This is a genomic window from Edaphosphingomonas laterariae (assembly GCF_900188165.1).
Taxonomy (GTDB): Bacteria; Pseudomonadota; Alphaproteobacteria; order Sphingomonadales; family Sphingomonadaceae; genus Sphingomonas_E; species Sphingomonas_E laterariae.
The window spans coordinates 100,962-113,680 of sequence record NZ_FZOS01000003.1 but is presented as its reverse complement, the minus strand read 5'-3'; the positions used below and the strand labels follow the sequence as shown (position 1 = coordinate 113,680).

General features: G+C 66.1%; 12 protein-coding genes and 1 tRNA gene. 8 read left to right on the top strand and 5 right to left on the bottom strand.

All coding sequences use genetic code 11. The features are described 5' to 3' along the window. Window positions 1-36 precede the first annotated feature (36 nt). The gene (locus CHB74_RS04415; RefSeq protein WP_245842613.1) at window positions 37-1,203 is read left to right on the top strand and encodes a serine hydrolase; all 1,167 of its coding nucleotides are present in this window, start codon (window positions 37-39) and stop codon (window positions 1,201-1,203) included. Between the two features lie 14 nt (window positions 1,204-1,217). Here the strand turns inward: CHB74_RS04415 and CHB74_RS04410 are convergent, their stop codons facing one another. The 4 genes from CHB74_RS04410 to CHB74_RS04395 form a co-directional block, all read right to left on the bottom strand. Continuing rightward, a complete protein-coding gene (locus tag CHB74_RS04410) occupies window positions 1,218-2,336 on the bottom strand; it encodes a helix-turn-helix transcriptional regulator (protein WP_089218403.1) in 1,119 nt (372 codons plus the stop codon). A gap of 220 nt (window positions 2,337-2,556) precedes the next feature. After that, window positions 2,557-3,840: an amidohydrolase family protein gene (locus CHB74_RS04405; RefSeq protein ID WP_089218402.1), complete on the bottom strand. Its 1,284-nt coding sequence runs from the start codon at window positions 3,838-3,840 to the stop codon at window positions 2,557-2,559. Then, window positions 3,837-5,252 (bottom strand): amidohydrolase, encoded by a 1,416-nt coding sequence (locus CHB74_RS04400; RefSeq protein ID WP_179220714.1) that lies wholly within the window; start codon window positions 5,250-5,252, stop codon window positions 3,837-3,839. The genes CHB74_RS04405 and CHB74_RS04400 overlap by 4 nt, the downstream gene beginning before the upstream one ends. Continuing rightward, on the bottom strand, window positions 5,242-7,026 hold the full coding sequence (locus CHB74_RS04395) for a peptide MFS transporter (RefSeq protein ID WP_089218401.1): 1,785 nt from the start codon (window positions 7,024-7,026) through the stop codon (window positions 5,242-5,244). The genes CHB74_RS04400 and CHB74_RS04395 overlap by 11 nt, the downstream gene beginning before the upstream one ends. Window positions 7,027-7,156: 130 nt before the next feature. On the opposite strand from CHB74_RS04395, the gene CHB74_RS04390 reads away from it, so the two are divergent. The 3 genes from CHB74_RS04390 (at window position 7,157) to leuB (ending at window position 9,286) form a co-directional block, all read left to right on the top strand. Next, a complete protein-coding gene (locus tag CHB74_RS04390) occupies window positions 7,157-7,744 on the top strand; it encodes a nitroreductase family protein (protein WP_089218522.1) in 588 nt (195 codons plus the stop codon). Between the two features lie 33 nt (window positions 7,745-7,777). Next, window positions 7,778-8,125 carry a GntR family transcriptional regulator gene (locus CHB74_RS04385; RefSeq protein ID WP_089218521.1) on the top strand — a complete coding sequence of 116 codons (348 nt, stop codon included), beginning with the start codon at window positions 7,778-7,780 and terminating at the stop codon, window positions 8,123-8,125. A gap of 117 nt (window positions 8,126-8,242) precedes the next feature. Beyond that, window positions 8,243-9,286: a 3-isopropylmalate dehydrogenase gene (gene leuB, locus CHB74_RS04380; RefSeq protein ID WP_089218520.1), complete on the top strand. Its 1,044-nt coding sequence runs from the start codon at window positions 8,243-8,245 to the stop codon at window positions 9,284-9,286. Window positions 9,287-9,332: 46 nt separating this feature from the next. On the opposite strand, the gene CHB74_RS04375 is transcribed toward leuB, so the two are convergent. Beyond that, window positions 9,333-9,878 carry a glutathione peroxidase gene (locus CHB74_RS04375; protein ID WP_089218519.1) on the bottom strand — a complete coding sequence of 182 codons (546 nt, stop codon included), beginning with the start codon at window positions 9,876-9,878 and terminating at the stop codon, window positions 9,333-9,335. Between the two features lie 106 nt (window positions 9,879-9,984). Here CHB74_RS04375 and metZ point away from each other — a divergent pair, with 106 nt between their 5' ends. From metZ to CHB74_RS04355, 4 genes are all read left to right on the top strand, one after another. Next, complete coding sequence (gene metZ, locus CHB74_RS04370; RefSeq protein ID WP_089218400.1) at window positions 9,985-11,193, top strand: O-succinylhomoserine sulfhydrylase; 1,209 nt, start codon at window positions 9,985-9,987, stop codon at window positions 11,191-11,193. After that, window positions 11,193-11,597, top strand: a complete 405-nt coding sequence (apaG, locus tag CHB74_RS04365) for a Co2+/Mg2+ efflux protein ApaG (RefSeq protein ID WP_089218399.1) — start codon at window positions 11,193-11,195, stop codon at window positions 11,595-11,597. The genes metZ and apaG overlap by 1 nt, the downstream gene beginning before the upstream one ends. Next, the gene (locus CHB74_RS04360; RefSeq protein WP_089218398.1) at window positions 11,594-12,382 is read left to right on the top strand and encodes a LysR family transcriptional regulator; all 789 of its coding nucleotides are present in this window, start codon (window positions 11,594-11,596) and stop codon (window positions 12,380-12,382) included. Before apaG ends, CHB74_RS04360 begins: the two co-directional genes overlap by 4 nt. Window positions 12,383-12,596: 214 nt before the next feature. Continuing rightward, window positions 12,597-12,672, top strand: a tRNA-Ala gene (locus CHB74_RS04355). The last annotated feature ends 47 nt before the right edge of the window (window positions 12,673-12,719 follow it).

Below are 12,719 nucleotides of genomic sequence, written 5' to 3'. Positions count from 1 at the left end.
GCATAATCACCGTCGATCGGGTGGAGGAGCGTCAAAATGGGCCATTTGGGGGGAATCATCGTGCGGCAGCGCCGCTGGACGGCGATGCTGGCGATGACCGCAACGGCGGCCTGCGTCGCACCCGCGCCACCGCCCCCGCCCGCCGCAGCGGCCCGGCCGCCCGCGCAAGCATCGGCGCCGTCGATCCGGCAACTGCCGCCCGGCCAGGTGGCCAGCCATGCACCTTCCTCGCTCGAACGCCGCATCGTCGAACTGGGGCGCTCCTTCTCGGGCAGTGTCGGCATCGCGGTGCGCGACGTCTCCGATGGCTGGACGGTGGGTTATAATGCCGATCGGCCGATGCCCCAGCAAAGCGTGAGCAAGCTTTGGGTGGCGATGACCGCGCTCGACGCGGTCGATCGGGGTGGCCTGTCGCTGCAGGAACCCGTCACCGTCACGCGGGACAACCTCACGGTCTTCCACCAGCCGGTCCGCGCGATGATGGGGCCGAACGGCTACGCCACCAGCTATGGCGAACTGATGCGCATCGCGATGACGCAGAGCGACAATACCTGCAACGATATGGTGCTGCGCCGCGCCGGCGGGCCAACCGCCGTGCGTTCGATGATCGAACGCAAGGGCCTCGGCCGCATCGCGTTCGGGCCGGGCGAAACGCTGCTGCAAAGCGGCATCGCCGGCATGACCTGGCGGCCCGAATATGCGCACAATAATGGTTTCCGCACCGCCCGCGCCGCCATCCCCTATGCCCAGCGGCAGGCCGCGATGGACCGCTACCTCGCCGATCCGATGGACGGTGCCTCGGCCGAAGCGATCGCCGGCGCGCTCGCCCGGCTGCAGCGCGGCGAACTGCTCTCGCCCGCGTCGACCAGCCGCCTCCTCGGCCTGATGCGGCAGAGCCGCACCGGCCCGCAACGGTTGCGCGGCGGCCTCGCGCCCGGCTGGGTGCTCGCCCATAAGACCGGCACCGGGCAGGACTTCGCGGGGCTTTCGACCGGTTATAACGACGTCGGCGTGATCACCGCGCCCGATGGCCGCAGCTATGCCGTCGCGGTGATGATCGCCAGCACGCGCCAGTCCATCCCCGCCCGCCAGCAGTTGATGAACGAAGTCGTCCGCGCGGTGATCGCCTCGCATGGCTGGAACGGGCGGACACCCGTTATGGTCTCATCCGCCACGCCCCCGGCAGGCGGCATCGATCAATAGGCCGGGCGCGCGCCTCAGCCGCCGCCGTGGATCAGCGGCGCGAGGCGCGACACCAGTTCGATCTCGCGATTAACGCCGAGCTTGCCGAAGATCGCCTTGATCTGGGCGCGCACGGTTCCGACCGAAACGTCGCGCGCCGCCGCGATCGCTTCGCGGCTTTCGGCATCGATCAGCCGCAGCGCCACATCGGCTTCGGCCGGCGAAAGGCCGTAAGCGGCAACCAGCGCCTCCGCCGCGCCCGCTATCCGACGGCGCCGGCGGCGGATGACGATCACGGCCCGCGCGCCCGCGCCGAAAGTCCAGCGATCGACCGGCAACGAAGCGATCTCCGCCACCAGCGGCTCATCATCGGGGCCGCCGGGCAGGAACAGCGAGGCCATCGGCGGCGCGATCACACCCGGCCCAATCAGGGCATGGCGGCGGACTTCCCGGCGAACCAGCGACGTGTCCGCCGCCGTTGGACAGGCCAGCCCCCCGCCGCGCAGGTGGAAACGCCCGCGTTGCAGCAGCTTTTCGGCCTCGGGCGTGAAGGCGATCACCCGCCCCCCGGCGTCACACAGGAAAGCCGCGACCGTCATCGCCTCGAAAGCGCCGGCGACGAGCTTCGCGCCTTGCCTTTCGAGCGCGACCTGCAACCGCACCGCTGATCGGACATGCGGCGTGATCCGCGCAAAAATCGCGCGGTCCTCCTCGCTTGTCACCCCCGCCTTCTCGCCGCGCAGCACGGCCAGGCCGACAAAGCCGATCTCGTCCGCCACCAGCGTCGTCTGGCAGCCATAGGGGATGTCGTGCGTCGCGCTGAAATCGGCATAGACGTCGCTGCTCAGGCCACCCCGCACGGCATCATAATGTTGTTCGAAGATCACCGGCTCATCGCCAAAGGCAGCGGCCGCCGCCACGCGCGGATTGACTGCCGCGCTACCGCCGTCGATCGACGCGAATTCCTGCAACGCCTTTTCCGCAAATCCGGTGACCCAATTGAACGGGATCGCGGCCGGCCCGCCAATGCCGATCAGCTGGCCATGGGTGGAACGCGTCGCATCGGACAGCGCCTGCAGCGCCGGCAGCCAGTGCGCCGAATCGAGCGCCGCGGCATCGAAATGCCGAATGACGTCCGCGCAGATTTCGTCCATCGCCCCCATGGAGCCTAGCTTATTAGCCGGTCGTGACGAATTTCCGAAACGAAAATGGCGGCAATCGGGACATGCTTTTGCTATCGCCTCGCAAAGCCGAGATCATCTGCGCCTATCCTGATTGGGGGATGCGCGCTTCGCCTTCCTGAGCGATGGGAATATTGCGACCCGACTGGCGGCGACAGCAATTCTGTCGCCGCCTCTTTCGCTTCCCACTTTCTTACCGCTCATAGGCCTTGGGCAAGGCGCCCTCGCCCGCCGTGCGATAACGATCGCGCAGCTTGTCCTGCCGCGTGCGCAGCGGCTGCTCCACGCCGTCGATCCACACCGCGACGGCCGATGTCGCCAGTTCCAGCGGATCGCCATCCCAGATCACCACGTCGGCGCGGCGGCCGGCTTTCAGCGATCCGAACTCGCCACCCATGCCGATCGCCTCGGCCGGCTTGGACGAGATGGTGGCGAAAGCCGCCCCCCAATCGAGGCCGGCCGCGCCGGGGATCTTGCCCAGCGCCACCAGATTGCCGGCATATTGCTTGATCAGGCGGGCCTGGCGCGCCTCATCATCGTTGATCATGCCGATGCCGACGGTAACGCCCGCATTCTTCAGCCGCCCGATATTGGATTGGGTGGCCGCCAGCATCTCGAACGACGCCGGCAGATCGGCCAGTGCGGACGCGATCACCGGCACGCCCGATGCCTTCACCTGATCGGCCACCGTCCACGCCTCGGTCGCGCCGACGAGCACCAGCTTGAGGCTGGTGAACTCGCGCTTCAGCGCCAGCGCCTGCAGGATATCGCTACCCCGCTCGACATGGGCGAGAAGTGGCATCTGGCCATTCACCACCGGCACCAGAGCGGCGGCATCGGCGCGCGGCAGCAACGCATCCTCGTGGCGCCGCCCCGCCGCATAATCGCGGGCTTCGGCCAGCGCGTTGCGGAAGGTGGCGATCGCCGCAGCCCGGCTGCCGCCGGATTGCGCAGCACCGCTTTCGCCGAACTCGACGAACTGGAATGCGCGCGCCTTGGTCACCGCATCCATGTCCGCGCCCAGATCGATAACGGCGCCCTGCCCGGCGAAGATCGATCCCGCGCTCTCCGGCGCCACCACCGCGCGGGTGATGCCTTCGGCCCGGTTCAGCGTGATCGCCGACGTGCGGGGATTGACGGCCGGCGCCACATCGAGCGCGGCGTTGAATGGCGAGCGCCCGGCCGACGCATCGTTGGTCTGGCTGACGCCATCGACCTCGATAATGCCCAGCCGGCTGAACCCGGCCACCAGCCCCGGCGACACCCACTTGCCCTGCGCGTCGACGATGCGCGCGCCGGCGGGAACCGCAACCCCGCTGCCGGCGGCGGCAATGCGGCCGTCGCGCATCACCACCGTGCCACCGTCGATCGGCGCGGAACCGTCGCCGATCGCCAGCCGGGCATTGGTGATCGCCACCGTCTCGGCGGCGGCAGGTGCGGCGATCAGCGCCGCGGCGGCAAGCAGCAGCGCCTTCACTTCACATCTCCTTCGCCGGGCTGGCCCAGTTCGAAATCGGATACCGGCCGGCGCTTCGGATCGAGCGCGTCGTACATCAGCGCGCCATCGATCCACACCTTTTCGGGGCGGGTATAGACGCTCAGCGGATTGCCGTTCCACAGCACCACATCGGCCATCTTGCCGGGCTTCAGGCTACCCGTCTTGTCGGCGATGCCCATTGCCCTGGCCGGGTTGATCGCCAGCCATGTCCAGGCGATCTCGTCCGGGATGTCGATGCCGATGCGGCGGCCGTCGGCCAGCGCCTTGGCGGCTTCCTGGTTCAGCCGCTGGATGCCGTTCGCATCATCCGAATGGACGATCGTACAGGCGCCGGCATTGTGGACGAGCGGCAGGTTCTCGGTGATGGCGTCATACGACTCCATCTTGAAGCCCCACCAGTCCGCCCACAGCGCCGAACAGATTTCGTTCGCCTTCAGCACATCGGCGATCTTGTACGCCTCGACCGCATGGTGGAACGCCGAAACCTTGTAGCCGAACTCCTTGGCCATATCGATCACATTGGCCATTTCGTCAGCGCGATAGCAGTGGTTCTGGATCAGGATATCGCCCTTGAGCACCCCGACCAGCGTCTCCATCGCAAGGTCGCGCGCCGGCGGATCACCGCCATCCTTTTCATATTTGTCCCACTTGCGGCGATATTCCTGCGCCTTGGCCCAGGTCTGCCGATCGACCGCCATATTGCCCATGCGCGTGCCCGGCGCCTGATTACGCCCGCCATAGACGCGCTTGGGGTTTTCGCCGCACGCCATCTTCAGCCCATAAGGCGCGCCGGGGAACTTCATGCCCTGCATCGTGCGGGCATAGACGTTCTTCAGCACCACCGAACGGCCGCCGAACAGGTTGGCCGAACCCGGCAGGATCTGCAGCGTGGTGACGCCACCATTGGTCAGCGCGCGGCTGAAACCGGGATCCTGCGGCCACACGCTATGTTCGGCCCACACCTGCGGGGTAACGGGCGAGGTTACCTCATTGCCGTCCGAATGGGCCTGCACGGCGGGCGACGGATAGTCGCCCAGATGGCTGTGGATATCGATGATACCCGGCGTCACCCACTTGCCGCTGCCGTCGATCACCGTCGCGCCCTGCGGCGCATCGACGCTCTGGCCGATCGCGACGACCTTGCCGTCCGCGAACAGGATCTGCCCCTTGTCGATCCGCGCGCCTTCGCCGTCATAGATGGTGACGTTGGTGACGAGCGTCGGCACGCCCGGATAGGCGCGGTAGGTGGACGGGAACGGATCCTTCGACGGCATTTGTCGCGGCGCCGTGGACGACGAGGAGGATGCCGTGCGCGGCTTGCTTTCGGCCGTCGTGCAGGCCGCCGTCGCCAATCCCGCCAGCAACGCGATGGCGAACTTCTTACTGAACACCGTGCATCCACTTCTTGATCAGGGGAGAGACGAGCACCAGCAGGACGCCGATGCCGATCGAGACGAGCCCGATCGTCCAGAAAACGCCGACATAGGTGTCGAGGCTGACCTTCAGGTTGGTCACCTGGCCGCCCACGGTTTCGACACTGGCAACCTGCGCCACCATGCCCGCCACATATTGCGCGACGGAGATCGACAGGAACCACAACCCCATCATCATGCCGACGATGCGCGCGATCGACAGCTTGGTGATCATGCTGAGGCCGACCGGCGAGATGCACAGTTCCGCCATCGAGTGGATGAGGTAGAGCAGCGCCAGCCACCACAAGGTAACCTTGAAGTCCGCACCGGCATATTGCGCGCCCCACACGAGCGCGAGGAAGCCGAGGCCGACGCCGGCGAGCGCGACGCCGAACTTCACCGGGATCGACGGTTCCAGCCCGCGCTTGGCAAGCCCGGTCCACAACATGCTGAAGAACGGCGCCAGCGCCACGATGAAGAAGGCGTTGAAGAACTGGGTCTGGCCCGCCGTCATCGTGAACCAGCCGAACACCGACAGATCGGTATTGCGGTTGGCGAACAGCGTCAGCGACGAACCCGCCTGTTCGAACAGCGTCCAGAACACGACGTTGAAGATGATCAGCACGCAGGCCGCGAGCATCATCTGGAACTCGACCTTGGTGCCCACCTTCCACGACCAGGCGAGGATGGCCGGAACCGCGACGATGAAGGTGCCGAACAGCAGCTTGCCCATCAGCGGCAGCGCCAGCAGATAGCCGACGATCCCGGCGCCTTCCTTGGGGGCGGGCGCGTTCATCAGGTTGACGAACAGGAACCAGACGAGCGGGATGGCGACGATCGAGCAGAAATAGATCAGCAGCGAGCGATCGGGCCCGCTCTGTTCAGGCGGCTCGCCATAGCCGGCCAGCCGGCCGCCGTCGAACTGGATGAGCGACCAGGAAAACAGCATGCCCACGGCGGCAAGGCCAAAGCCCGCCCACCAGCCGACCGCGACTGAAAGCCACGGGCAGAGCAGCTGCGAGAACAGCGAGCCGAGATTGATGCCCATGTAGAAGATGGTGAAGCCCGCATCGCGCCGGCGATCGCCGGGGGCGTAGAGGCTGCCGACCATGGTCGAAATGTTCGGCTTGAAGAAACCGTTGCCGACCGTGATCATGCTGAGCGCGATCAGCATCAACATCGTGTAGAAGTGGCTGCGCTCGCCACCCGCCTCGAAGCCGCCCTTCTGGACCGTCCGTTCGACCGCGCCACCCGCGCCGAGCAGCGAAACCGTGCCGTCTTCATTGCCCTTGATGGCAAGGCGGCGATCGCCGTCGATCACATATTGCTGCTTGGTCTCGCTCGCCTTGTCGACCTGCACTTCATAACGCTGGCCGTCGATCACCGCATAGGGCTTGGCGGTTTCGCCGCCGAAGCAGAGCGTGAAATAGCCCAGCGCCATCAGGATCGCGCCGAACTTCACCGAGCGTTTGGAGCCGAGATAGCGATCCGCGATCAGGCCGCCGACCAGCGGCGTCAGGTAAACCAGGGCAGTGAACCCGCCATAAAGGCCAGTCGTCGTGCTGTCGTTGAACAGGAAATGTTCGGCGAGGTAGAGCGTCAGCAGCGCCCGCATGCCGTAGAAGCCGAAACGCTCCCACATTTCGGTTGTGAACAGGCGCGCCAGCTGGCGGGGATGCCCGAACCAGGTATCGCCGGATCGGGGCGATGCGGGGCCGGGTTCCGGGCTCGCATCGGCTGCGGGTTGAACCATCAAGGTCACTTTCGATTATGTGGTGGCCGGCGCGCGACGGCCCGACCTGAATGGGCCGACAGACTAACGGCGATATTTCTCGTGTGAAGAAGATTGTTGCGCGACGATGACGCTGATACCGGATTGCACCATGTTCAACGACGCCTCCTCCCCGATCGCCCTTCTCGCCTCGCGCCGGTCCGGCAAGCCCCGCGATATGGTCGCGCCCGGCCCCGATGCCGCGCAGCTCCGGCAGATTCTGGAGGTGGCCAGCCGGACACCCGATCATGGCAAGCTGGCGCCGTGGCGCTTCGTCGTGGTCCGCGCCGATCAGCGCGATGCCTTCCACGATACACTGCGCGCCGCCTATCTCGCCGGCAAACCCGATGCCGGCCGGCTGGAACTGGAGGCGATCGACCAGTTCGCCCATCAGGCGCCGACGCTCGTCGTGGCGCTGTCCAAGCCTGCCCATGCCAGCCACATCCCCTTGTGGGAGCAGGAGCTTTCGGCAGGTGCGGCGTGCATGAACCTGCTGGCCGCCACCCATGCGCTCGGTTTCGTCGGCGGATGGCTCACCGGCTGGGCGGCTTATTCCGATGCCGTGCGCGATGCCTTTGGCGGCAAGGATGAAAAGATCGCCGGCTTCATCTTCATCGGATCGCCCTCGCGTCCGCTGGAGGAACGGCCGCGTCCCGATTACGAAACAGTTGTTTCGGAATGGCAAGCAAAGCACGCTTGACGCGACGTGCTGTATTATTACAGCATGACGCCAATGACTCAGGAAGCCCGCCCCGTCTATCTCCGCCTGCGTGATCATATCGCAGCCGCGATTCTCGATGGCACCTATGCCGATGGCGATCCCCTGCCTTCGGTTCGCGCCTTCGCCGCCGAACATGGCGCCAACCCGCTGACGGTGGCCAAGGCCTATCAGAGCTTTCAGGAAGACGGACTCGTCACCGTCCGGCGCGGGGTCGGCATGTTCGTGGCCGAAGGCGCCACGCGCCGCCTGCTCAAGAATGAACGCGACGCCTTTCTCAGTGAGGAATGGCCCCGCATTGCCGAACGCATCCGCCGGCTCGATCTCGATCCGGCCGATCTCCTGGAACGCGTCGCCGGCTGATTTTGCGGCCGCGCGGCAACGCCCGGCCCGCCCCGGCAAACGCCGACAATAATTTCTACCTTTCGTCCGGCGCGCCGAAACGGCATGGGCAGCCGCGAATACGAAAGGGAAATGTCCATGCTCATCGCAACGCTGCCCGGCGACGGGATCGGCCCCGAAGTCACCGAACAGGCCGTCCGCGTCCTCAAAGCCGTTACCGGCGATCTCCTGACCTTCGAACAGGGGCTGGTGGGCGGCGCTGCCTACAAGGCGGCCGGCCATCCGCTGCCGGAAGCGACGCTGGATCTCGCCCGCCGGTCCGATGCGATCCTGTTCGGCGCGGTCGGCGATCCCGATTGCGACGCGCTCGAACGCCACCTCCGCCCGGAACAGGCGATCCTCGGCCTGCGCAAGGCGCTCGGCCTGTTCGCCAATTTGCGCCCCGCCAAGCTGTTCCCCGAACTCGCCGACGCGTCGGCGCTGCGCCCGGAAGTGGCCGCGTCGATCGATCTCGTCATCGTCCGCGAAACCAATGGCGACGTCTATTTCGGCGAAAAGGGCCACCGCAAGACGGCCGATGGCCTGCGCGAAGGCTATGACGTGATGTCGTATAACGAGGCCGAAGTCGCCCGCATCGCGCGCGTCGGTTTCGAAACCGCCCGCGCCCGCCGCGGCAAGCTCTGCTCGATCGACAAGGCCAATGTGCTCGAAACCTCGCAGCTCTGGCGCGACGTGGTGATCGAGCTGTCGGCCGAATATCCCGATATCGAACTCAGCCACATGTATGTCGACAATGCCGCGATGCAGCTGGTGCGCAACCCCGGCCAGTTCGACGTGATCGTGACCGGCAATCTGTTCGGCGATATCCTGTCGGATCAGGCGTCGATGTGCGCCGGCTCGATCGGCATGCTGCCGTCCGCCACGCTCAACAGCAGCAATCAGGGCCTGTATGAACCGATCCACGGTTCGGCGCCGGACATTGCCGGCCAGGGCAAGGCCAATCCGCTGGCGACGATCCTCTCGTCGGCGATGATGCTGCGCTATTCGCTGGGCAAGCCCGACGAGGCCGACCGGATCGAGGCTGCGGTCGCCAAGGCGCTCGCCGGTGGGGCCCGCTCGCCCGATCTCGGCGGCACGATGACCACCGCCCAGATGGGCGATGCGGTGCTCGCCGCGCTCTGACGGTTACAGCCGTCACCCCGATCTTCGTCGGGGTGACGGCTGCGCCTTACTTCGCCAGTTCGGTTTCGATCGCGTCGCTGATCGCCGCGCTGTCCGGCGTCATTTCCGGCGTGAAGCGGCCGACGACGGCGCCGTCACGGGCAACCAGGAACTTTTCGAAGTTCCACAGGATGTCGCTCGGATTTTCGCGCTTGATGCCATAGCGTTCCAGCTTCTCCTCGAAACCTTCGCCGCTCGACACCGCTGCGGGCTGCGCCGCGATCAGCGCGCTATAGAGCGGATGGCGCTCCGCCCCATTGACCACGATCTTGGAAAACATCGGGAAATCGACACCGAAATTGGTCGAACAGAATTCCGCGATCTCGTCATTCGTGCCCGGCTCCTGCGCGCCGAAATCGTTCGCGGGGAAGCCCAGCACCTCGAACCCGCGCTCGCGATATTTCGCATAAGCGGCTTCCAGCCCAGCATATTGCGGGGTCAGCCCGCATTTCGACGCGACATTGACGACAAGCAGCACCTTGCCGGCATGATCCGCCAGCGAGGCATCGCCGCCGGTGATCGTTTTCAGCGGAATTTCCTGAATCGCAGCCATTCCATCCATCTCCCATTGTCGCCCGACACCATATTCCCGATCCACAGGGGCGCAAGGCCGCGACGCGTGGTTGACGTGGCTTGCCCGCCCGCTGCAAAGCGGAAGCATGAAGAAGCTCACCGGACAGGACCGCACCATCACCTCCCGCTGGCGCCCGGCCACCCAGGCCGTTCGCGGCGGCACGGCTCGCTCGCATTATGGCGAAACCAGCGAGGCGCTCTTCCTCACCTCGGGCTATGCCTATGATTGCGCGGGCGACGCCGCCGCGCGCTTCGCCGGCGAACAGCAGGGCATGACCTATTCGCGCCTGCAAAACCCGACGGTCGAGATGCTCGAACAGCGCATCGCCCTGCTCGAAGGCGCCGAGGCTTGCCGCACGATGGCCAGCGGCATGGCGGCGATGACGGCCGCTTTGCTCTGCCAGCTTTCGCAGGGTGATCATGTCGTTGCCGGCCGCGCCGCCTTCGGCTCGTGCCGCTGGCTCACCGATACGCTGTTGCCGCGCTTCGGCATCACCACGACGATCATCGACGCGCGCGACAATGATGCGTGGAAGGCCGCGATCCGCCCGAACACCAAGCTGTTTTTCTTCGAAACCCCGGCCAATCCCACGCTGGATATCGTCGATCTCGAGGCGGTGTGCCGCATCGCCCGCGATGCCGGCATCACCACGGTGGTCGACAATGCCTTCGCCACCCCGCTCCTCCAGCGGCCGATGGATTATGGCGCCGACGTGGTGGCCTATTCCGCGACGAAGATGATGGACGGCCAGGGCCGCGTGCTCGCCGGTGCCGTCTGCGGCACATCCGAATTCATCGAGAACACGCTGCTCGCCTTCACCCGCAACACCGGGCCGACGCTTTCGGCGTTCAATGCCTGGGTGGTGCTGAAGGGCCTCGAAACGCTCGACCTGCGCATCAACCGGCAGAGCGCCAACGCGCTCAAGGTCGCCCAATTCCTCGAAAAGCGCATACCGCGCCTGCTTTATCCGGCGCTCGCCAGCCATCCCCAGCACGAACTGGCATGCAAGCAGATGAGCGCAGGCGGCACCATCCTCGCCCTCTATCTCGATGGCGGGCGCCAGCAGGCCCATGCGTTGCTCGATGCGCTCGAACTCGTCGACATCTCCAACAATATCGGCGACTCGCGCTCGCTGATGACGCACCCCTGCTCGACCACCCATGCCGGCCTCACGGCGGAGGTTCGCGCCGAAATGGGGGTGGAGGAAGGCATGCTGCGCCTGAGCGTCGGCCTCGAAGACCCGGAAGACGTGATCGAGGATCTCGATCGCGCGCTCAGGTCGATCGGGCTCTGATGCCGCTCGACGCGCTCTTCCCCTATAGCGCGGCAACGCGCGACGTGGTGGTGCGCGTCTCGGTCAGCTTCCTGCCCGAACAGTCGGAACCGGCGAAGGGCCGCTGGTTCTGGACCTATCATATCAGGATCGAAAATCACGGGCCCTTCGCCGTGCAACTCCTCCACCGCCACTGGAACATCGTCGATGGCCGGGGCGGCAAGCATGAGGTGCAGGGCGAAGGCGTCATCGGCGAACAGCCGGTGATCGAACCCGACAGCAGCTATGATTATGTTTCCGGCTGCCCGCTCAACACGCCCACGGGCGCGATGGAGGGCAGCTACCACATGGTGGGCGAGGATGGATCGAGCTTCGATGTGCGCATCCCGCGTTTCCAGTTGATCGGACCGGCGGTGACCAGATGAAGCGAACGCATCTTCCCCTGAACGGCTTGCGCGTGCTCGATGCCGCCGCACGGCATCTTTCCTTCACCCGCGCCGCCGATGAGCTGGCGGTTACGCCGGCCGCCGTCGGCCAGCAGATCCGTGCGCTGGAAGATACGCTGGGCGTCGTCCTCTTCCGCCGCACTGCCAAGGGGCTGGAACTCACGCCGGAAGGCGCTGCCGGGCTCGATGCGCTGCGCGCCGGCTTCCTCCAGTTCGAGGAAGCGGTGCGTGCCATGCAGGCCGGCCAGTCCTCCAAGACGCTGACGATCGCCGCCCCGCGCGATCTCACCGCCAAATGGCTGAGCGCCCGGCTGGCCGCTTATGGCCGCAGCGATCCCGAACTGCGCTTCGTCCTCGTCGCCGCGGACGAGGAACTGGATTTCACCCAGGCCAATCTCGATCTCGCGATCCGGCTGGCCGAGGGCCCGGGCGAACATGAAGGCGCGCCGATCGGCAAAGGCGGCTTCGTCACGATCGGTGTCGATGGCGGCGGCGAGGGGCTGATCGGCTGGCCCGGCTGCCCCCATGCCGATCCCGCCCACGCGCCGCTCACCGTGGCCGATGCCGGCCTCGCCATCGACGCGGCCGCCACCGGCTTCGGCCGCGCACGGGTGCCCGCGCTGCTCGCCGCCGCCGATCTGGAAGCGGGCCGCGTGCAGGCCTTTGCCGACGATGCCGACGGACCGGATTACTGGTTGCTCGCGCCTCTGCCCCAGTGGCGGCAGAAAAAGGTGAAGGCGCTCGTCGCGGCATTGCTCGCCTGATCGGACTCGGGGACGGTGCACCGATGCGCCGTCCCGCCCATCCCGCTGCACCTTCCTATGGAGCGCAAAAAGTGCGCGGCGACATCGGGCAGAACCGGCCTGCGCAGCCGGCTTTTCCGGCTACGACCCGCGCCAGCAAAAATGTTTGTGAAAAATCCGCCGCAGGGGCGTTGCATCCCCTGAAAACCGCCGCTAAAGGGACCGCCTCGGGCGAGGGGCTGTAGCTCAGATGGGAGAGCGCTGCAATCGCACTGCAGAGGTCAGGGGTTCGATTCCCCTCAGCTCCACCAAACCCGATTAGGTGGCGGAAAACCGCCAAACCCTAGGAAATCCGGGC

Coding starts and splice junctions, on each gene's coding strand:
- CHB74_RS04410 (WP_089218403.1), bottom strand. CDS start 2,336: ATGGACGAAATCTGCGCGGACGTCATTCGGCATTTCGATGCCGCGGCG.
- apaG (WP_089218399.1), top strand. CDS start 11,193: ATGCCGCTCGACGCGCTCTTCCCCTATAGCGCGGCAACGCGCGACGTG.
- CHB74_RS04415 (WP_245842613.1), top strand. CDS start 37: ATGGGCCATTTGGGGGGAATCATCGTGCGGCAGCGCCGCTGGACGGCG.
- CHB74_RS04360 (WP_089218398.1), top strand. CDS start 11,594: ATGAAGCGAACGCATCTTCCCCTGAACGGCTTGCGCGTGCTCGATGCC.
- metZ (WP_089218400.1), top strand. CDS start 9,985: ATGAAGAAGCTCACCGGACAGGACCGCACCATCACCTCCCGCTGGCGC.
- CHB74_RS04385 (WP_089218521.1), top strand. CDS start 7,778: ATGACTCAGGAAGCCCGCCCCGTCTATCTCCGCCTGCGTGATCATATC.
- CHB74_RS04395 (WP_089218401.1), bottom strand. CDS start 7,026: ATGGTTCAACCCGCAGCCGATGCGAGCCCGGAACCCGGCCCCGCATCG.
- CHB74_RS04390 (WP_089218522.1), top strand. CDS start 7,157: ATGTTCAACGACGCCTCCTCCCCGATCGCCCTTCTCGCCTCGCGCCGG.
- CHB74_RS04375 (WP_089218519.1), bottom strand. CDS start 9,878: ATGGCTGCGATTCAGGAAATTCCGCTGAAAACGATCACCGGCGGCGAT.
- leuB (WP_089218520.1), top strand. CDS start 8,243: ATGCTCATCGCAACGCTGCCCGGCGACGGGATCGGCCCCGAAGTCACC.